The following is a 20,355-nucleotide window of genomic DNA, read 5'->3' on the forward strand; positions in this document are numbered from 1 at the left end:
CCTCAAAATATGTGACGCAGATAACTAAAACACTGTTTTATTTTCATTGAATCATCATTCCAACGATCGCATCATAAGCCCGTCACAACGAGTCTGGTGGCCTTTGAGTGAAGGCTTAAAAAAACCAAACTGGTTATATCTGCTGTATGAATGACGAGTCCGCTGACGCCACTGCGTCACAATTCGTTGAATTCATTAGATTATTAAATATGACTTGTCCGCTGGCGATGCGCGATGAGATGTGAGGGTTGATGATGAAGATTAAAGCCGCGATTGAACGCATCCCCGGAGGGATGATGCTGGTTCCGCTGGTATTGGGTGCAATTTTAAATACCTTAGCACCTAATACTGGAGCCTATTTTGGTGGATTCACCAAAGGCATGATTACCGGCACAGTACCGATCCTTGCGGTCTGGTTCTTCTGTATTGGCGCTTCCATTAATTTACGTGCAACGGGCACGGTATTACGTAAATCCGGTACGCTGGTAATTACCAAAATTGCCGTAGCGTGGATTGTGGCGATGGTTTGCGCCATGTTTATTCCGGAAAACGGTATTCAGACCGGCTTCTTCGCAGGCCTCTCGGTGCTGGCGATTGTCTCTGCAATGGACATGACCAACGGTGGCCTGTATGCCAGCCTGATGAACCAGTACGGCACTAAAGAAGAGTCCGGCGCCTTCGTTCTGATGTCTCTGGAATCTGGCCCGCTGATGACCATGCTGATCCTCGGCTCCGCCGGCCTGGCCTCCTTTGAACTTCATCACTTTGTCGGCGCCGTGCTGCCGTTCCTGATCGGTTTTGCCCTCGGCAACCTCGACCACGATCTGCGCGACTTTTTCAGTAAAGCAACCCCGGTTCTGATCCCGTTCTTCGGCTTCGCGCTGGGTAACACCATCAACCTGAACGTGATTCTGGATACCGGCCTGCTGGGTATCGTGCTGGGTGTGGCGGTTATCATCATCACCGGTATCCCACTGATTATTGCCGACCGCGTTATCGGCGGCGGGAATGGTACTGCGGGTGTCGCCGCCTCTTCCGCAGCAGGCGCTGCGGTGGCAAACCCAGTGATTATCGCCCAGATTAACCCGGCGTTTGAACCAGTTGCCGCCTCCGCTACCGCGCTGGTTGCAGCAAGCGTCATCGTCACCGCAATTCTGGTGCCGATTATTACCGCGCTGTACGCCAAACGCTTTGGCAACGTTCCATCCACGACCGAAGAACAGCGCCCGGTTGAATCACTGCACCACTAATACCTGACCCTCCCTCCCGGGAGGGTTTTTTATTTAAAGCCACAAAGTAGTAACAGAATAATTAATAGCTTACAGCGGCTCCCAGGTCCGGCTGAAAATCGCCGAAGCGTTTCCGGAAGGCCGGGGCGAGGCGCAGGGACGCGCCGAGAGGGCATAGCCTGCAGGGATGCAGGCTGGTGCCCGACCCGAAAGCCTGAAGGAATAAGCTGAGGACAAAATTGCCGGGAGCAATTTTGGACAGCGCTTGCGCTGGCCCCGGAGGGGTGAGCCCCAGGGATGGGGCGAACAATCCGCGAAGCGGCGATTTTCTTGCCGGGTGCCGGGATTGTTAAGGGGGCGCGATAGCCCCCTTAACACGTTCACAGGTGACGTGGTTTACCGGGAAGCAGAGAACATAAAGTGAACGGAACCACCACTGCAGCCACATATTCCCTCACCGCTGCAACATGCTCATTCCCCCTACTCCCCAAACACCTCCTCCACCATCGCTTTCGCCAGCCTCGCCGCCGAACACAACCTCGGCATCCCCAGCGCCACATTCTGCCAGCTTTGCGTCACCGACCAGCACACCGGATGCCTGTCGGCATCACACCAGTCACCCAGCCAGCCCAGCATATCTTTATGGTCGATAATCCCCGGCGTACTGGGCGTGGTAAGCCACTGGTGATAAAAATGGCGGGTATTAGGTGCAGCGTTGATCCCCTGCGCCAGATAGTTAGCCACCATACTGCACAGGTTATCTTTCAACATGGCGCTGACGTCTGCATTTGCCAGTCGACAGGCATCACCGAACGCCCCCCAGCGCAGCTCCTCCAGCACCACATAACCGCGACCGGCCAGCGACCAGCCGTCGTAGTGCCCGGCGCGCCAGCGGGTAAAAATCTGCTCGCTGTGAACGCCTGCCTGCACCGTTAATCCGCGCTGGGTTAATGCCTTCTCTTTGAACTGCGCACGTTGCTGAAAATGGGCGGAGAGGGTTTCGTATTGATGCACCACACCAATCGGCGGCTGATTGCGCAGGCTGGCCTGCTGGCGCAGCGTGGAGAGAATGTGCGTCATGCGGGTCAACGCCAGATGGCCGGGGTCAAACATGCCCGCCAGCTTCTCCGCCAGCCCGAGCCGCAGCACAGCATTTTCGCTGAACATTCCCCCCATGGCCCACTGACGAAGCTGAGACTGCGCCATGATCTCCTGGGTTAAACGTTCACGAAAGTGCTGCTGTTGCGACACCACAGAGGTGTGACGCTGCGCGTCAGCCCCCTGCACCAGGTCGACCATAAATTTAGGATGGATACATTCCAGCGTCCGTCCGGGACCGTCCAGTAGTTGTTTTGTCATGGTTGCTCTGCCGCGAATAACGTTTGAATATCATCGCGTAACAGTCGGGTATCTTCCTGAATCCACGTCGCAGTCGTAATGCATTGCTGCAACAGCTGGCTGAGCGCCCGTGTGGCATGCTCATTTTGCTGACGCACTGCGAGGCTATCACGCAAGCTTTCCTGTAACCCTGCAAGGCATAACGAGAATTCCGCAAAGAATGTCGCCATACCCGCTGTAACAGAGACATCGACCTGCGCAGCCAAAGCTTTACGAATTTGTTCACAAAAGTGATCTATATGCTGTTTAAATTTTTCATGAAGCTCTGACACGTTAATAACATAGCGCGTCCGCGTCATCACATAATCTTCCCAGCCCCAGCCCGGATTGTTTAACCAGCGGGAGACCGTGTCGCGCAGCGCACTGCTGGTTCCCTGCCCCTGGCCAGCCGGCAGGCTCTCCTGAGCGATAGCATCGCTGAACAGCCCCCGGGTATTAAAGTTAAGCTGGTTTGCCTGAAATGCCGGGAAGCTGATCCGCGCGCGGAATCCGGCATGGCTTAGCTCCTCTTTAATCCGCGTTTCAATGGGCCGCATGGCGTCGTTCAGGGAGCGGGCCAGCGTGGTTTCCAGCTGGTCAAACCGCAGCGCCAGCTCGCGACCGATTTTGGCCTGAGCATCCAGCAAGATCATTTCACAGGAGGAGCGGATTTTGCTCAGCAGGATCTGCGCCTGACCTTCATCGTCCAGCACCAGATGCCCCGGCGTAGCTAACGCCTCGGCATGCAGCGTGTGCGGCTTAAACCCGGCCAGATCGAGCAAATTATCCGGATTGAAAATGTGCGCTACCGCAAGTTTGATATCGTTCTGCTGCGTGCTGATAAACAGGTCGGTCGCCGCCAGCGCCTGTCCGACTTCATGCCGCACCTCATTGCTTACCGACACCTGACGGGACTGCAACAGCGCCATATCCTCTTCCAGGCGAGCGATATTCAGCTCCAGCTCGTCGAAGGCGACCGTTAGCCCCTGATAGCGGAAATCCAGGTATTCCCGGGCATTCTGGGCATAGTTCAGCAGCTTATGCGAGGCCGAGCGTAACGCATACAGCGAGGCATTGGCGTAGGCGGTATAAATCAGCTTGCGGATCGGCTGCTCAAAGAGGGAATCTTCCCACAGCAGATCGGCTGAGTGGCGAACATGTTCAATATCGTCCAGATCGGCAGTCCGCCAGCGGCGGCCCAGCGCAGCTTCGGCAAAATCCTGCACCCAGCGCTGCTCCTGGTGATCCGGCAACTTGCCGTGCTGATTCAGCTCATGACGCGCCCGATTCGCCAGGTACCCCCACATCGAGGAGACCGGGAAGATCTGCCCTGGGGAAATATGGCCTTTCATCAGGGTGCCGGAGATCATCGCCCGCACCTGCTCTTCATCATCGCTGTTGCGGTCTTTCTGATCGAATTTGTTGACCAGCGCATAGAGCGGTACCGATTTGCTGACGGCAGAAATAGCCAGCCGCACTTCGGCGTCGGAAATCGACTTCAGTTGCGTATAGTCCATTACCGCCAGCACCGCCGAAGCGCGGGCGAGCTGCTCGGTAAGCATTTTTTGCAGATGCGGTTGCCCGGCCTCATTCGGCCCGGGGGTATCCAGCAAAGTTAATTGCCCCAGATGGCCATCCAGCCCGGCCAGATGGACAAACTCCACCTCAATAACCGGGATATTCTCAATCGCTGCATAGGCAGAGAAGGGAAAATCTGTTCCCAGCGCCTGAGAAAGTCGCACTAAATCATTCAGGTTTTTTAAACAATTAAATATCGGCTGCGCGCCTAAATAATGTTTTTCAAACGCTACGCCGGTTTCAATGCGCCCCAGCAACGCATTCATATCTTTATCAATTTCAAGTTGCTGGGCCAGCTTGCCGCGATCGTAATTGGCCAGCTTCTTTTGCATTTGTTTTATTAATGTATCGATCGGCGCCACGTGAGAAAAATGCAGCACCGGCTCCTTCTGACCAGGCGTATGACGGATCAGCGTCGGCAACGCGGTCATGGGACGGTTGCGATTGGGCAACACCTCCGTTCCCACAATGGCGTTAATAGTCGTCGATTTACCGGCTTTCATGGTGCCCACAATCGCCAGCACCATCTCCAGACGGGTAATTTTGCGCAGTTCATTATTCAGCATGGACTGCTGCGCTTCTAAACCACGGGCACTAAAATGTAGAGGTAAAACGTTGCTGGTTTCGCCGGTAAGGGCCGACGTTGCATTGTCCAGCATCGCAGCAGGCATGGCGCTTAGTGACTCGAGATTCTGCAATGAGAGTTGCAGCAGTCTTTCAGCTTCCTGGCTTAACTCAAATATTGTTTGTGTATGCATAGTAAAAAGCCTTCCCTTAACACAAATTTTATATAACCGAATTATTTTAAGAATGAAGGATCGGCTTATATGATTCCGTGTAGCAAATATGTTCGACGCAAAATAATTGTCTGATGACAATCAAATATATTCTTTAAGCGCATAAAACAGCGGAGCGCGCTCCTTCGGTCAGGGAAACCGAAAGACTAAGAGCGTAGCTCAAATTTAATAAATTTCAGGATAAACCATCTTTAATCGCCCACCAAAAATGAGGGGGTAATCATCCCTGCAAGCCCGGGGATGGCTATAAAAACCTTTACGGTGAATATCATTAGCACCTTAACCTTATCCGAAATGACACGGCGTATCAATTTGCCGCAATAAAATATTATTGCTTTCATTCGCAAGCATTTCATTCTCGCGCCGGGTACTTATCATTACCTGAGTCACTGACAGACTCTGTCATCAGAAACGCTTTTTTTAGCCAAAAGCGAAAAATAATATCACCGACAAAAGTAAGGACATGCGCTATACTTGCCGCCTTTTTCGACAACCTGTCGATTTTTGGCGGGCCTCATTGCCGCCGGTTCGCACTATTTTGAGGAGAACACCATGTCACTGCCACACTGCCCGAAATGCAACTCTGAATATACCTATGAAGATAACGGTATGTTCATCTGCCCGGAATGCGCTCACGAATGGAACAACGCAGAACCCGTAGCCGAGAGCGATGAGCTGATCGTTAAAGATGCCAACGGCAACCTGCTGGCGGATGGCGATAACGTCACCGTCATTAAAGACCTGAAGGTCAAAGGCAGCTCTTCAATGCTGAAGATCGGCACCAAAGTGAAGGGCATCCGTCTGGTCGAGGGCGACCACAACATCGACTGCAAAATTGACGGCTTCGGCCCGATGAAGCTCAAATCCGAGTTCGTTAAGAAGAACTGATTTGTCTTTTATAGGCCCGGCAAGCGAAGCGCCGCCGGGCCTGCAGTCACTGTCATCGCTTTCACCTCAACTCTTCAAACTCCCGCAACCAACACTTAACCTAAATGTCACATTGATCCGCCAGCATGAGGCCACATTTGAATTGAGGCCTTACCCATGCACACTGTCATCCGCGTCGAGAAACTGAGCAAAACCTTTCATCACAATAAGGCTCTGCATGCCGTTGATCTGACCGTCCAGCAGGGCGAAATGGTAGCGCTGCTGGGACCATCCGGTTCAGGTAAATCCACTCTTCTGCGCCACTTAAGCGGCCTCATCACCTGCGACAAAACCTCAGAAAGCCACGTTGAGCTGCTGGGCAATACCGTGCAGCGCGCGGGCCGTCTGGCGAGTGATATCCGCAAAAGCCGCGCCCAGACCGGCTACATCTTCCAGCAGTTCAACCTGGTGAACCGCCTGACGGTGCTGGAGAACGTGCTGATTGGCGCGCTCGGTAGCACCCCATTCTGGCGCACCTGTCTGCGCTGGTTCTCCCCGTCCCAGAAGCAAGAAGCTCTGCAGGCGCTCACCCGCGTCGGCATGGCCCATTTCGCCCACCAGCGCGTCTCCACCCTGTCCGGTGGACAGCAGCAGCGCGTGGCGATTGCCCGGGCGCTGATGCAGAAAGCGAAAATCATTCTCGCCGATGAGCCGATCGCCTCGCTGGACCCGGAGTCGGCCCGCATCGTCATGGAAACCCTGCGCGACATTAACCGCAAGGACGGCATCACCGTGGTGGTCACGCTGCACCAGGTGGATTACGCCCTGCGCTACTGCGAGCGCATCGTCGCCCTGCGTCAGGGGCACGTCTTCTTCGATGGCGCCAGCCACCAGTTTGATAACGAACGTTTTGATCATCTCTACCGCAGCATTAACCGCGTCGAAGAGAGCGCGCAGGCTGCTTAACGTCCCCACAATGAGGAATGGAAATGAGCTATAAGACGGTTGCCGCGCTGGCCTTTACCAGCATGTTCAGCATCAGCACCCTGTTCAGCCCGGCGTTTGCAGAGGAGCAGGAAAAGGCGCTGAATTTCGGCATTATTTCGACGGAATCACAGCAGAACCTGAAGCCACAGTGGGAACCCTTCCTGAAGGACATGGAAAGCAAGCTGGGGATCAAAGTGAACGCCTTCTTCGCCCCGGACTACGCGGGCATCATCCAGGGGATGCGCTTCAATAAAGTAGACATCGCCTGGTACGGCAACCTCTCGGCGATGGAAGCGGTGGATCGTGCCAACGGTCAGGTCTTTGCGCAAACCGTGGCCGCCGACGGCTCCCCGGGTTACTGGAGCGTGCTGATCGTCAACAAAGACAGCCCGATCAACAACCTCAACGACATGCTCGCCAAACGTAAAGAGCTCACCTTTGGTAACGGCGATCCCAACTCCACGTCGGGCTTTCTGGTGCCGGGCTATTACGTCTTTGCCAAAAACAATGTTTCCACCAGCGAATTCAAACGCACGGTCAACGCCGGGCATGAAACCAACGCCCTGGCCGTCGCCAACAAGCAGGTGGATGTTGCCACCAACAACACCGAAAACCTCGACAAGCTGAAGACCTCCGCGCCGGACAAGCTGAAAGAACTGAAGGTGATCTGGAAATCCCCACTGATCCCGGGCGACCCGATTGTGTGGCGTAAAAATCTCTCCGAAAGCACCAAGGAGAAGGTATACGACTTCTTTATGAACTACGGCAAAACCGCGGAAGAGAAAAACGTGCTGGAACGCCTGGGCTGGGCGCCGTTCCGCGCCTCCAGCGACCTGCAGCTGGTGCCGATTCGCCAGCTGGCGCTGTTCAAACAGATCCAGGGCGTGAAAGACAACAAGACGCTGAAAGAGGAAGAGAAGAACAGCAAGCTGTCTGAAATTCAGGCGCAGCTGGACGATCTCGACCGCCTGACCGCCGCGCTGGGCGCGATGACCAGCGTGACCAAAGCGGTGCAGTGATTACGTTCCCTCTCCCTTGAGGGAGAGGGAGAACAGATTAAGGAGCACACATGCAAACCATCACTCTCCCACCGCCAAAGCGCAGCTGGTTCTCGCTGATCAGCTGGGCCGTACTGCTGGCAGTGCTCGTCGTCTCCTGGAAAGGGGCGGAAATGGCCCCGCTGACGCTGATCCAGGACTCCGGCAACATGGCGACCTTCGCCGCCGACTTCTTCCCGCCGGACTTCAGCCAGTGGCAGGACTACCTCAGCGAGATGGCCGTCACGCTGCAAATTGCCGTCTGGGGCACCGCCCTGGCCGTGGTGCTCTCCATTCCGTTTGGCCTGATGAGCGCCGACAACATTGTACCGTGGTGGATTTACCAGCCGGTGCGCCGCCTGATGGACGCCTGCCGCGCCATCAACGAAATGGTCTTTGCGATGCTGTTCGTTGTCGCCGTCGGTCTCGGTCCCTTCGCCGGGGTGCTGGCGCTTTTTATTCACACCACCGGCGTGCTCTCCAAGCTGCTTTCGGAAGCGGTGGAAGCCATTGAGCCCGGCCCGGTCGAAGGCATTCGCGCCACCGGTGCCAACAAAATTGAAGAAATTCTTTACGGCGTGCTGCCCCAGGTGATGCCGCTGCTCATCTCCTACTCCCTCTACCGCTTTGAGTCCAACGTCCGCTCCGCCACCGTTGTCGGCATGGTGGGCGCAGGCGGGATTGGCGTCACCCTGTGGGAAGCGATTCGCGGTTTCCAGTTCCAGCAAACCTGCGCCCTGATGGTGCTCATCATCATCACCGTCAGCCTGCTGGACTTCCTCTCTCAACGTTTGCGTAAGCACTTCATCTGAGAAGCGAGGCTTTGATTTGTATGCACTTATCCAGACATCCGACCAGTTACCCCACCCGCTGGCAAGAGATTGCGGCAAAGCTCGAAGTGGAGCTGCGCACGCACTACCGCTGCGGGGATTATCTGCCTGCGGAACAGCAGCTTGCCGATCGCTATGAAGTCAACCGTCACACCCTGCGGCGGGCCATTGACCAGCTGGTGGAGCGCGGTTGGGTACAGCGCCGCCAGGGCGTCGGCGTGCTGGTGCTGATGCGCCCGTTCGACTACCCGCTCAACGCCCAGGCGCGTTTCAGCCAGAACCTGCTGGATCAGGGCAGCCACCCCACCAGCGAAAAGCTGCTCTCGGTGCTGCGTCCGGCCTCCAGTCACGTGGCGGATGCGCTGGGGATCCAGGAGGGAGACAACGTCATCCACCTGCGCACCCTGCGCCGGGTTAACGGTATCCCCCTCTGCCAGATCGACCACTACTTCGCGGACCTGGCCCTCTGGCCGGTGCTGCAACATTTCACCAGCGGCTCGCTGCATGACTTTCTGCAGGATGCCACGGGCATTGCGCTCAAACGTACCCAGACGCGCATCAGCGCCCGCCGCGCGCAGGCCAAAGAGAGCAAGGTGCTGGAGATCCCCAACATGGCGCCCCTGCTCTGCGTACGCACCCTTAACCACCGTGACGACGAGGTGAATGCGACGGAGTACTCCGTCAGCCTGACCCGCGCCGACATGATCGAATTCACCATGGAGCACTGAATGCATTTCGATACCTCCACCCGCCAGCACTGGATGGCCGTGCTCGCCCATAGCCAGCCTGCGGCGCTTGCCGCGCGGATGTCGGCGCTGAGCCTGACGCCCGCTTATGAACTGATCCGCGCCCCGGAAACCGGACTGGTGCAGATCCAGGCGCGGATGGGCGGCACCGGGGCCCGCTACTTTGCCGGCGATGCCACCCTGACCCGCGCCGTGGTGCGTCTTGCAAGCGGCACCCTCGGCTACAGCTACCTGCTCGGGCGTAACAAACCCCACGCCGAGCAGTGCGCCGTTGTGGATGCCCTGCTGCAGGAAGCTTCCCATTTTCAGGCCCTGATGGAAACCGTTATTGCCCCGCTGGATGCCGACCGCGCCGCACGCCTTGCCGCCCGTCAGGCCGAAGTGAACACCAGCCGGGTCGACTTCTTTACGCTCGTTCGCGGAGACAACGCATGACCCTTCAACCCGCTTTTACTCTTGCCGTGCAGGATGCCCAGCACAGTTTTCGTCGTCTGCTGAAAGCGATGAGCGAGCCGGGCGTCATCGTCTCGCTGCATCAGCTTAAGCATGGCTGGCAGCCGCTGAACCTCGCCACCACCAGCGTGCTGCTGACCCTGGCCGATAACGACACCCCGGTCTGGCTGTCGGGCTCCGTCAGCAACGATATCGTCAGCAGCAACCTGCGTTTTCATACCAGCGCCCCGCTGGTGGAGCAGCCGCAGCAGGCGGTGTTCGCCGTCGCCGACGAGCAGATCGGCCACGAGCAGCTCAACGCCCTGAGCGAGGGCAGCGCTGTGGCGCCGGAGACCAGCGCCACCCTGATTTTGCAGGTCTCCAGCCTGAGCGGCGGACGCATGCTGCGCCTGACCGGGGCCGGCATCGCCGAGGAGCGGATGGTCGCCCCGCAGTTACCTGAGTGCATCATTCACGAGCTGACCGAGCGCCCGCACCCGTTTCCGCTGGGCATCGACCTGCTGCTGACCTGCGGCGAGCGCCTGCTGGCGATCCCGCGAACCACCCACGTGGAGGTGTGCTGATGTACGTTGCCGTCAAAGGGGGGGAGAAGGCGATCGCCGCCGCCCACGCGTTGCAGGAGCACAGACGCCGGGGCGATGAGCAGATCCCCGAGCTGAGCGTCGCCCAGATTGAACAGCAGTTGAACCTGGCCGTTGACCGGGTGATGACTGAAGGCGGCATCGCCGATCGCGAGCTGGCGGCCCTGGCGCTGAAGCAGGCCAGCGGCGATAACGTCGAGGCCATCTTCCTGCTGCGCGCTTACCGCACTACGCTGGCAAAGCTGGCGGTGAGCGAGCCCATCAACACCGCAGAGATGCGCCTGGAGCGCCGCATTTCGGCGGTCTATAAAGACATTCCCGGCGGCCAGCTGCTTGGCCCGACCTACGACTACACTCACCGCCTGCTCGATTTCACCCTGCTGGCAAACGGCGAAGCCCCTCGCCTTACCCCCTCACACACCGAGCAGAATGCCGCGCCGCACGTCTTTAGCCTGCTGGCCAACCAGGGGCTGGCGAAAGCGGAAGAGGATTGCGGCGATGAGCCAGACGACATCACCCGCACGCCGCCGGTTTACCCCTGTTCACGCTCATCGCGCCTGCAGCAGCTGATGCGCGGCGACGAGGGCTATCTGCTGGCGCTGGCCTACTCCACCCAGCGTGGCTATGGCCGTAACCACCCCTTCGCCGGGGAGATCCGCAGCGGCTATATCGACATCGATATTGTGCCGGAAGAGCTGGGATTTGCGGTGAACGTCGGTGAATTGCTGATGACCGAGTGCGAAATGGTAAACGGCTTCGTCACTCCGGATAACGACGCACCGCACTTCACCCGCGGCTATGGTCTGGTGTTTGGCATGGGCGAGCGCAAGGCGATGGCGATGGCGCTGGTTGACCGCGCCCTTCAGGCCCCCGACTACGACGAGAACATTACAGGCCCGGCGCAGGACGAGGAGTTTGTACTGGCCCATGCGGATAACGTTGAGGCCGCAGGCTTTGTCTCGCACCTCAAGCTGCCGCACTACGTCGATTTCCAGGCTGAACTGGAGCTGCTTAAACGTCTGCAACAGGAGCGCAACAATGGCTAACCTCAGCGGCTACAACTTTGCTTATCTGGATGAGCAAACCAAACGCATGATCCGCCGCGCCATTTTAAAAGCGGTGGCCATCCCCGGCTATCAGGTGCCGTTCGGTGGCCGTGAAATGCCCATGCCCTACGGCTGGGGCACCGGTGGCATTCAGATCACCGCCAGCGTGATTGGCGAAGCGGATGTGCTGAAGGTGATTGACCAGGGGGCGGACGACACCACCAACGCCGTCTCGATCCGCCAGTTCTTTACGCGCGTGACGGGGGTGAACACCACCGAGCGCACCGAAGACGCCACGCTGATCCAGACCCGCCACCGCATCCCGGAGACCCCGCTCGTTGAAGATCAGATTTTGATTTTCCAGGTGCCGATCCCCGAACCGCTGCGCTTTATCGAGCCGCGCGAAACCGAAACCCGCACCATGCACGCCCTGGAAGAGTACGGCGTAATGCAGGTGAAGCTGTACGAGGATATCGCCCGCTTCGGCCACATCGCCACCACCTACGCCTACCCGGTGAAGGTTAACGGGCGCTACGTGATGGACCCGTCGCCAATCCCGAAATTCGACAACCCGAAGATGGACATGATGCCCGCCCTGCAACTTTTTGGTGCCGGTCGCGAAAAACGCATCTACGCCGTGCCGCCCTACACGCGGGTTGAGAGCCTCGACTTTGACGATCACCCATTTACGGTGCAGGAGTGGGATGAGCCGTGCGCCATCTGTGGGTCGAAGCACAGCTATCTCGACGAAGTGGTGCTGGATGACACCGGCAAACGGATGTTTGTCTGCTCCGATACCGATTTTTGCCGCCAACAGAGCGAGGCCAACAGCCAATGAAACCGCTGCTTTCGGTCAATAACCTGACCCACCTTTATGCGCCGGGCAAAGGCTTCAGCGACGTGTCGTTTGACCTGTGGCCGGGGGAAGTGCTAGGGATTGTCGGCGAGTCCGGCTCCGGTAAAACCACCCTGCTGAAATCCCTCTCGGCGCGCCTGACGCCGCAGAACGGCGACATTCTCTATGACGGCCACTCGCTGTATGGCATGAGCGAGGCCGAGCGCCGTCGCCTGCTGCGCACCGAGTGGGGCGTGGTGCACCAGCATCCGATGGACGGCCTGCGCCTCCAGGTGTCGGCGGGGGGCAATATCGGCGAACGGCTGATGGCGACCGGCGCGCGCCATTACGGCGACATCCGCGCGACGGCGAAACAGTGGCTGGAGGAGGTAGAGATCCCGGCGTCGCGCATCGACGACCTGCCCACCACCTTCTCCGGCGGGATGCAGCAGCGCCTGCAGATCGCCCGCAACCTGGTTACCCATCCGAAGCTGGTCTTTATGGATGAACCCAGCGGTGGGCTGGACGTGTCGGTGCAGGCCCGCCTGCTGGATCTGCTCCGCGGTCTGGTGGTGGAGCTGAACCTGGCAGTGGTGATTGTCACCCATGATTTAGGCGTCGCCCGCCTGCTAGCGGACCGTCTGCTGGTGATGAAGAGCGGCGAAGTGGTGGAAAGTGGGCTGACCGACCGGGTGCTCGACGATCCCCATCATCCGTACACCCAGCTGCTGGTGTCATCGGTATTGCAGAATTGAGGTTGCTGTTGCCGGGTGGCGGCTTCGCCTGACCCGGCCTACGGACCGCGCTCTTTGTAGGCCGGGTAAGCGAAGCGCCACCCGGCAAGAAAACGCCACGAGGCCAAGATGATCCACGTACAAAACGTAAGTAAGACCTTTGTGCTCCACCAGCAAAACGGCGTGCGCCTGCCGGTGCTGCAGAATGCCTCTCTGAAAGTGAACAGCGGCGAATGCGTGGTGCTGCATGGCCACTCCGGCAGCGGCAAATCGACCCTGCTGCGCTCGCTGTATGCCAACTACCTGCCGGATGAAGGCCATATCCATGTGCGCCACGGCGACGAATGGGTCGATCTGGTGCAGGCCCCGGCGCGTAAGGTGCGGGACGTCAGGCGCACCACCATTGGCTGGGTCAGCCAGTTTTTACGGGTGATCCCGCGCGTTCCGGCGCTGGAGGTGGTGATGCAGCCGCTGCTGGATCTGGGCGTGCCGCGGGACACCTGCGCTGCCAAAGCCGCCAGCCTGCTGACGCGCCTGAACGTGCCGGAACGTCTGTGGCATCTCGCCCCCTCCACCTTTTCCGGCGGCGAGCAGCAGCGGGTCAACATCGCTCGCGGCTTTATCGTCGACTACCCGATTTTACTGCTCGATGAACCGACCGCCTCGCTGGATGCCAAAAACAGCGCAGCGGTTATTGAACTGATCGAAGAGGCCAAAGCGCGCGGCGCGGCGATCGTCGGGATCTTCCACGACGACGCGGTGCGGGATCGCGTGGCGGATCGTCTGCACCCGATGGGGATCACCGCATGATCGTGAACAACGTAAAACTGGTGCTGGAAAACGAGGTCGTTGACGGCTCCATCGATATTCAGGACGGCATCATTCGCGCCTTTGCCGAAACCCAAAGCCGCCTGCCGGAAGCGATGGACGGTGAAGGCGGCTGGCTGCTGCCGGGGCTGATTGAGCTACACACCGACAACATGGATAAGTTCTTCACCCCGCGACCCAAAGTCGACTGGCCAGCCCATTCGGCCATGAGCAGTCACGACGGGATGATGGTCGCCAGCGGCATCACCACGGTGCTGGATGCGGTGGCGATTGGCGACGTGCGCGACGGCGGAGATCGTCTTGAGAATCTGGAGAAGATGATCAACGCCGTGGAGGAGACGCAGAAGCGCGGCCTTAACCGCGCCGAGCACCGCCTGCACCTGCGCTGCGAGCTACCCCATCACACCACCCTGCCGCTGTTCGAGAAGCTGGTGGGCCGCGAGCCGGTGACCCTGGTGTCGCTGATGGATCACTCTCCGGGCCAGCGCCAGTTCGCTAACATCGAAAAGTATCGCGAATATTATCAGGGCAAATATGCCCTCAACGACGCGCAGATGGCGCGTTACGAAGAGGAACAGCTTCAGCTTGCTGCCCGCTGGTCGCAGCCCAACCGCCAGGCCATCGCTGCCCTCTGCCGGGCGCGCAATATCGCCCTCGCCAGCCATGATGACGCCACCGCGGAGCACGTGCTTGAATCCCGCCAGCTTGGCAGCGTAATCGCCGAATTTCCTACCACGTTCGAAGCCGCAGAGGCCTCCCGCCAGCACGGAATGAACGTGCTGATGGGTGCGCCCAACATTGTGCGCGGCGGCTCGCACTCCGGCAACGTGGCGGCAAGCCAGCTCGCTTCGCTCGGCCTGCTGGATATCCTCTCCTCCGATTACTACCCGGCCAGCCTGCTGGATGCGGCGTTCAGGGTGGCGGACGACGAGGAGAATCGTTTTACCCTACCGCAGGCGATCCGCCTGGTGACCCGCAACCCGGCGCAGGCGCTCAACCTGCACGATCGCGGGGTGATTGGCGAAGGCAAGCGGGCAGACCTGGTGCTGGCGCACCGTAAAGGCGAGCATATTCATATCGACCACGTCTGGCGTCAGGGAAAAAGGGTGTTCTGATGGGAAGAGTGATCTGGTTAATGGGGCCTTCCGGCTCCGGAAAAGACAGCCTGCTGGCGGCGTTGCGCGAGCAGCCCCATCCACAACTGCTGGTGGCGCACCGCTACATCACGCGCGCCGCTACTGCCGGGAGCGAAAACCACATCGCCCTCAGCGAGCCGGAGTTTTTTACCCGCGCCGGGCAGCACCTGTTTGCCCTGAGCTGGCACGCTAACGGCTATTATTATGGGGTGGGCCTGGAGATCGATCTCTGGCTGCACGCCGGATTTGACGTGGTGGTAAACGGCTCGCGCGCTCATCTGCCCCAGGCGCAGGCGCGCTATGCCGGGGCGTTGCTGCCGATCTGCCTGCAGGTGTCGCCGGAGATCCTGCGTAGCCGACTGCAGGCGCGTGGGCGGGAGAGCGCTAAAGAGATCGACCAGCGGCTGGCGCGCGCCGCCCGTTACACGCCGTCCGATTGCCCGATCCTTAACAATGACGGCAGTTTGCACCAGTCTGTCGACAACTTCCTTTCACTCATTAGCCAGAAGGAGAGAAACCATGCCCGAGTGTGAGTTGCGCCCCGCCACCGCGGAGGACGTTGACGCGGTCTATGGCCTGATCTGTGAGTTAAAACAGGCGGAGCTTGACCGTTCGGCGTTCCATGCGGGGTTCGCGGCCAATCTGCAGGATCACAATATGCGTTACCAGCTGGCCGAACAGGATGGACATATCATCGGGATGATCGGCCTGCACATGCAGTTTCACCTGCATCACGCCAACTGGATCGGCGAGATCCAGGAGCTGGTGGTGATGCCGCAGGCCCGCGGTCTGAAGGTCGGCAGCCAGCTGCTGGCCTGGGCGGAAGAAGAGGCCCGCCACGCCGGGGCGGAGATGACCGAGCTCTCCACCAGCGTAAAGCGTCTCGATGCGCACCGCTTTTATCTTCGTGAAGGGTATACCCAGAGCCACTTCCGCTTCACCAAACCTCTGTAAGGAGGCGTCATGAGTCTGACCATTACGTTAACGGGAACCGGTGGCGCCCAGCTGGTGCCCGCTTTTGGCTGCGACTGTCCGGCCTGCCGTCGGGCGCGTTTGCAGGAAGATTATCGCCGTCGCCCCTGTAGCGCGGTGGTCAAATTCAATGATGCAGTGACGCTGCTGGATGCCGGGATCCCGCATCTGATGGACGACTGGCCTGCGGGCAGTTTTCAGCAGATTTTACTCACCCATTACCATATGGATCATGTCCAGGGGCTGTTTCCGCTGCGCTGGGGGGTGGGGGCGACCATTCCGGTCTACGGCCCGCCAGATGAAGCCGGGTGCGACGATCTCTTTAAACATCCCGGCCTTCTCGACTTTAGCCATACTCTCGAGCCGTTTGTGATCTTTGAACTCCAGGGCCTGCGGGTGACGCCGCTGCCGCTCAACCATTCGAAGCTGACTTTTGGCTATCTGCTGGAGAGCGCCCACAGCCGCGTGGCCTGGCTCTCCGATACCGCCGGACTGCCGGAGAAAACGGTGAAGTTTCTGCTCAACAACCAGCCGCAGGCGATCGTGATCGACTGTAGCCATGCGCCGCAGGACGAGCCCCCGCGCAACCACTGCGATTTAAATACGGTTATTGCGCTCAATCAGGTAATTGGCTGCCCGCAGGTGATCCTGACCCATATCAGCCATGAGTTTGACGTGTGGATGATGGACAACCCGCTCCCTGTGGGGTTTGAGGCGGGGTATGACGGGATGGTGCTGGCGCTGGACTGAGGCATTGCCGGGTGGCGGCTTCGCCTTACCCGGCCTACAAAACCGTAGGCCTGTGCAAGCGACGCGCCGCCGGACACTGGCATTACCGCCGATCGTAATCCTCTTCCAGCCTGCGCTCGTCATCTTCTAAGCGACGCCGATCCTCATCCAGCTGGCGCTGACGTTCATCCAGACGACGACGGCGATCGTCCAGCTGGCGCTGGCGCTCTTCATACTGTCGGTTATCGCTGCTACGACGCCGATCGTAACGGTCATCGTCATCGTTACTGCGGTCGCTGTTAGGGTTGTAGGCGTCGTTAATCGCCTGCTGAATATTGCCGATGGTGTCGTCAACAATATCAGCGTGAGCCAGATGGCTGGTTAAAGAGAGCAAACCCAATAACAGGGCGGTAGAGTAGTGTTTCATAAAGCCAGTCTCGCAGGTGAGCTGGCTTTACGGTAATAAACAGCGGGTGGAGCGAGTAGCGGAGGAATCTCAAATGCTGTAAGGGGAAGTTTCTTCCATAAGGTGATTCGCACGTTGCCTGTTCTCGGCCACTAAAACAACGCGATGGCATTTTTGGTCAGGCGAAACACTCCAGATACGCTCCTCAGGAATACAGCCGCCATCGTAAATCACTTTACTGCCATCATAAGGCCAAAATGCGCCTTGCTCGGTATCCAGTACGAACACAGCGATTTGATCCGATTCACGGGCAATCTTTTGCCAAAGCATTTTACCGCCTTCGTACTGATCAAAATCGCTTATTAGCGTAATACCGCACTGGAGGATTAATGCCTCATAAAGTCGGGTTGCCAGCCCTTTATCCCGCTCGCCAGGATCAACACAGATGCCTTCAACCTGAAGGATGTGGGCATCTTCCCAGCAGCGTTCAACGGCAACGATATCTTTACCGAGTGCAGGTTTGCGCTGTAAATCCAGCGCTGCCACAACCCGATGTCGCGGTATGCCTTCAAAGATTTCGATATCCGCTTCAATGATTGCCGCGCGAGGAGTCTGGGGATCATAGATGACATGCAGCAATCGCCCTGAGAGTTCAATCTCTTCCACCCGCGTAAAGGCGCGCGCGACTGTCATCGGGCTATAGGTTGTAGGCATCACGATCATATGTGAGTCCCCTCTCGTCAGTACCGGCATAAGTCCTTTTATATCCTAATCCGCTCATTTTTGCGCAGATTAACATCACTAATGCAGCGGTTACGATTGATTAATTCTTAAACATGGCACCGATTTTTTGCAGCGCCTGCGCCAGCTGCGCACGGGTAAAAGGCTTGCGCAGCAGCTCCACGTCCGGCAGCTGTGGGTTATGTGCCGGGCGCAGATCCTGGCCGCTCATCAATAGCACGGGGAGATGCGGGAACTGCTGGCGGACCTGCTGGATCACCTCCGCGCCGCTCAGGGTGCCGGGAAGCATTAAGTCGCTAATAAACATCTCGATATCCGACGATGCGCTCAGCATATGCAGCGCCTGCTCGCCGGTTTCCGCCTCCAGCGTCAGGTAGCCCAGCTGGTGCAGCTGTTCGCACAGGGTCTGGCGGACATCGCTCTGGTCGTCCAACACCAGTACCAGCCGGTCGCTTCGTACCGCTGCGGCGGCTGCCAGCGTCTCTGGCTGGGGAAGTGCCTGCTGGGTGGCGCGGGGCAGATGCAGCCGCACGGTGGTGCCTTGCCCGGGCGCGCTTTCGATCTCCACCCGCCCGCCGGACTGGCGCACAAAGCCATACACCATCGACAGCCCCAGCCCGCTGCCGCTGCCGGTCTGCTTGGTGGTGAAGAAGGGTTCAAAGACCCGGGATTTGATGGCCTGCGACATCCCGCAGCCGTGGTCGATCACCTCCAGCGCTATCATATCCTGCCTGCGTCCGTCGCTGCGGGTGACGCGCTGGTTCCAGGTGCGGATTTTTATCACTCCACTTTGCCCTTCCATCGCATCCCGGGCATTCATCACCAGGTTGATGATGGCGTTTTCCAGCTGGCTGATGTCAATCCACGCCGGCCACGCCGGGGTCTGCGCTTCGATCTCCAGCGAAAGGGTGGCGGGAAGGGAGTGGCGCATCAGCTCGGCCAGGTTTTCCAGCAGGGGTTTCATCTCCACCGCGTGCGGGTTCAGGGACTGCTTGCGAGAGAAGGCCAGCAGGCGCTGGGTTAACAGCGCCCCGCGCTCGGCGGCCTTCAGCGCGCGGCTGATGCGCGGCGCATCCGGTGAATGGGGGTCGGCCAGCTCCAGGCTGCCGATGATCACCGCCAGCAGGTTATTGAAATCATGCGCCAGCCCGCCCGTCAGCTGACCCACCGCCTTCATCTTCTGGCTGTGGAGTAGCGCCTCCTCCAGCCCCTGACGTTCAATGCGATCCACCTCCATCTGGGAGGTTTTCTCTTTCAGCAGCCGGGTGGTGTGCTCCAGCGAGGCGGTATTGCGGGCAAAGACGTTAAATGCCCGCGCCAGCTCGCCCAGCTCATCCCGGCGTTGCAGCGCAGGCACCGAGACATCCTGTTCCCCATGGGCCAGCCGCGACATCGCCCGGGAGATGGCGGTCAGGTTGGTGCCCAGGTTGCGGTAGATGTACCAGCAGGCAAAGGCGGTAATGATCAGCGCCAGCACGGCGGAAAGGGTGATAAAGACGCTGATGGAGCGCAGCTCCTGATGGCTCTGGGCGGTACGCAGCTGGGATGCCTGCGCCACCTGCTCCACATACTGATTGATATCGCTGTTGAGGATCGCCACCAGCGCTTTGATGTGAAACATATACCAGCTGATCGACAGGTCGCTCTCTTCCAGCTGCCGGGAGAGCGGGCCGAGCTTGTTCAGCTCGGCGTTAAAATCGGGCAGCACAAAGCCCACCACCGGCTGAGTGGCTCCTGGGGGCAGCATCGCCGTCACCGTATCAAGCTGCTGGATGGTCGCTCGCGGCGAAGGGGTTTCGATGGCGGCGACGATCAGCCGGTCCATCTCGCTGAGCAGGCGAGCATCGGGCACATTACTGGCGTAGCGGCGGTTGATCTCCTGGAGATGGCGGAGATAGCTCTGGCTCTGGTAGAGCGCGCTGAGCAGGGCATTACGCTCCAGGTGGCGTCGTTGCCCGCGTTCCAGCATCCCGGTCACGCTTTGTTGCAGCTCGTTGCTGCGCCGGATGATCCGCGCCACCAGTGCGGGCTCCTGCTGCGCCAGCGGCGCATCGGCAAGCTGCGCCAGCGAATGGCCCAACGCCGTCTGGGTCTGCTTTAGCCGGTTGGCTTCGTCTTTATATTCCAGCGCCCCCACCACCTGCGACAAACGTACCGCCGCCGTCGCCACGTTGGCGGTTTCCCGCGACAAATTCATGCTGCCGGTCATGTCGTCCAGCGTCTGGCGCTGCACCTGCTCCTGGATATGGCTGGCGTGGCGAAAGCCCAGCACCGCCACGCCGCTGACCATTAAGGTCACCGCCACCATCAGCAGATTGAAGATCAGCAGGCGGCCACGGGCGCTGGCGAAAAAGGGAGGACGGCGTGAAGGCATGTTGGCTCCGTGGCGTAACTGTGATCCACATTAACTATTCATAACTATGACAAATATGAACGACTTCTGACA

21 protein-coding genes are annotated in these 20,355 nt (G+C 58.9%); 16 read left to right on the plus strand and 5 right to left on the minus strand.

Annotation, left to right across the window (positions count from 1 at the left end; translation table 11 throughout):
• Positions 1-254: 254 nt before the first annotated feature.
• Positions 255-1,250, plus strand: a complete 996-nt coding sequence (gene kdgT / locus DVA44_RS22040; RefSeq protein ID WP_114388146.1) for a 2-keto-3-deoxygluconate transporter — start codon at positions 255-257, stop codon at positions 1,248-1,250.
• A gap of 459 nt (positions 1,251-1,709) precedes the next feature.
• Here the strand turns inward: kdgT and DVA44_RS22050 are convergent, their stop codons facing one another.
• Complete coding sequence (locus DVA44_RS22050) at positions 1,710-2,588, minus strand: diguanylate cyclase regulator RdcB family protein (RefSeq protein WP_103825447.1); 879 nt, start codon at positions 2,586-2,588, stop codon at positions 1,710-1,712.
• Positions 2,585-4,942, minus strand: a complete 2,358-nt coding sequence (gene crfC / locus DVA44_RS22055) for a clamp-binding protein CrfC (RefSeq protein ID WP_114388147.1) — start codon at positions 4,940-4,942, stop codon at positions 2,585-2,587. Before crfC ends, DVA44_RS22050 begins: the two co-directional genes overlap by 4 nt.
• 591 nt (positions 4,943-5,533) lie before the next feature.
• Here crfC and DVA44_RS22060 point away from each other — a divergent pair.
• The 15 genes from DVA44_RS22060 to phnP all read left to right on the plus strand — a co-directional run bounded on the left by DVA44_RS22060 (position 5,534) and on the right by phnP (position 16,783).
• Positions 5,534-5,869 (plus strand): zinc ribbon domain-containing protein YjdM, encoded by a 336-nt coding sequence (locus tag DVA44_RS22060; protein WP_103825445.1) that lies wholly within the window; start codon positions 5,534-5,536, stop codon positions 5,867-5,869.
• 156 nt (positions 5,870-6,025) lie between these two features.
• Entirely contained in the window at positions 6,026-6,814 is a 789-nt protein-coding gene (gene phnC, locus DVA44_RS22065; protein WP_114316119.1) for a phosphonate ABC transporter ATP-binding protein, read from the plus strand.
• A gap of 23 nt (positions 6,815-6,837) precedes the next feature.
• Positions 6,838-7,854: a phosphonate ABC transporter substrate-binding protein gene (gene phnD / locus DVA44_RS22070; RefSeq protein WP_103825443.1), complete on the plus strand. Its 1,017-nt coding sequence runs from the start codon at positions 6,838-6,840 to the stop codon at positions 7,852-7,854.
• Positions 7,855-7,904: 50 nt separating this feature from the next.
• Positions 7,905-8,684, plus strand: coding sequence for a phosphonate ABC transporter, permease protein PhnE (gene phnE / locus DVA44_RS22075; RefSeq protein WP_103825442.1), 780 nt, complete (start codon positions 7,905-7,907; stop codon positions 8,682-8,684).
• A 20-nt stretch (positions 8,685-8,704) separates the two neighbouring features.
• Positions 8,705-9,430 (plus strand): phosphonate metabolism transcriptional regulator PhnF, encoded by a 726-nt coding sequence (phnF, locus tag DVA44_RS22080; RefSeq protein WP_114388149.1) that lies wholly within the window; start codon positions 8,705-8,707, stop codon positions 9,428-9,430.
• A complete protein-coding gene (gene phnG, locus DVA44_RS22085) occupies positions 9,431-9,883 on the plus strand; it encodes a phosphonate C-P lyase system protein PhnG (RefSeq protein WP_114388150.1) in 453 nt (150 codons plus the stop codon).
• A complete protein-coding gene (gene phnH, locus DVA44_RS22090; RefSeq protein WP_103825439.1) occupies positions 9,880-10,464 on the plus strand; it encodes a phosphonate C-P lyase system protein PhnH in 585 nt (194 codons plus the stop codon). The genes phnG and phnH overlap by 4 nt, the downstream gene beginning before the upstream one ends.
• Positions 10,464-11,528: a carbon-phosphorus lyase complex subunit PhnI gene (locus DVA44_RS22095; protein ID WP_114388151.1), complete on the plus strand. Its 1,065-nt coding sequence runs from the start codon at positions 10,464-10,466 to the stop codon at positions 11,526-11,528. Before phnH ends, DVA44_RS22095 begins: the two co-directional genes overlap by 1 nt.
• Complete coding sequence (phnJ, locus tag DVA44_RS22100) at positions 11,521-12,366, plus strand: alpha-D-ribose 1-methylphosphonate 5-phosphate C-P-lyase PhnJ (protein WP_103177903.1); 846 nt, start codon at positions 11,521-11,523, stop codon at positions 12,364-12,366. The genes DVA44_RS22095 and phnJ overlap by 8 nt, the downstream gene beginning before the upstream one ends.
• Positions 12,363-13,118 (plus strand): phosphonate C-P lyase system protein PhnK, encoded by a 756-nt coding sequence (phnK, locus tag DVA44_RS22105; protein ID WP_114388152.1) that lies wholly within the window; start codon positions 12,363-12,365, stop codon positions 13,116-13,118. Before phnJ ends, phnK begins: the two co-directional genes overlap by 4 nt.
• A gap of 108 nt (positions 13,119-13,226) precedes the next feature.
• On the plus strand, positions 13,227-13,907 hold the full coding sequence (gene phnL, locus DVA44_RS22110) for a phosphonate C-P lyase system protein PhnL (protein ID WP_103825435.1): 681 nt from the start codon (positions 13,227-13,229) through the stop codon (positions 13,905-13,907).
• Complete coding sequence (gene phnM, locus DVA44_RS22115) at positions 13,904-15,040, plus strand: alpha-D-ribose 1-methylphosphonate 5-triphosphate diphosphatase (RefSeq protein ID WP_114388154.1); 1,137 nt, start codon at positions 13,904-13,906, stop codon at positions 15,038-15,040. The genes phnL and phnM overlap by 4 nt, the downstream gene beginning before the upstream one ends.
• Positions 15,037-15,594 carry a ribose 1,5-bisphosphokinase gene (gene phnN, locus DVA44_RS22120; RefSeq protein WP_114388156.1) on the plus strand — a complete coding sequence of 186 codons (558 nt, stop codon included), beginning with the start codon at positions 15,037-15,039 and terminating at the stop codon, positions 15,592-15,594. Before phnM ends, phnN begins: the two co-directional genes overlap by 4 nt.
• The gene (gene phnO / locus DVA44_RS22125) at positions 15,581-16,015 is read left to right on the plus strand and encodes an aminoalkylphosphonate N-acetyltransferase (protein ID WP_114316128.1); all 435 of its coding nucleotides are present in this window, start codon (positions 15,581-15,583) and stop codon (positions 16,013-16,015) included. The genes phnN and phnO overlap by 14 nt, the downstream gene beginning before the upstream one ends.
• A 9-nt stretch (positions 16,016-16,024) precedes the next feature.
• Positions 16,025-16,783 (plus strand): phosphonate metabolism protein PhnP, encoded by a 759-nt coding sequence (phnP, locus tag DVA44_RS22130; protein WP_114388158.1) that lies wholly within the window; start codon positions 16,025-16,027, stop codon positions 16,781-16,783.
• Positions 16,784-16,865: 82 nt separating this feature from the next.
• Here the strand turns inward: phnP and yjdP are convergent, their stop codons facing one another.
• The 3 genes from yjdP to DVA44_RS22145 form a co-directional block, all read right to left on the minus strand.
• Positions 16,866-17,189, minus strand: coding sequence for a DDRRRQL repeat protein YjdP (gene yjdP, locus DVA44_RS22135; protein ID WP_103177896.1), 324 nt, complete (start codon positions 17,187-17,189; stop codon positions 16,866-16,868).
• A 69-nt stretch (positions 17,190-17,258) separates the two neighbouring features.
• Positions 17,259-17,891, minus strand: a complete 633-nt coding sequence (locus DVA44_RS22140; protein ID WP_114388159.1) for a GNAT family N-acetyltransferase — start codon at positions 17,889-17,891, stop codon at positions 17,259-17,261.
• A 100-nt stretch (positions 17,892-17,991) separates the two neighbouring features.
• Positions 17,992-20,283: an ATP-binding protein gene (locus DVA44_RS22145; protein WP_114388161.1), complete on the minus strand. Its 2,292-nt coding sequence runs from the start codon at positions 20,281-20,283 to the stop codon at positions 17,992-17,994.
• Between the last annotated feature and the right edge of the window lie 72 nt (positions 20,284-20,355).

It is taken from the genome of Leclercia sp. W17 (assembly GCF_003336325.1).
Taxonomy (GTDB): domain Bacteria; phylum Pseudomonadota; class Gammaproteobacteria; order Enterobacterales; family Enterobacteriaceae; genus Enterobacter.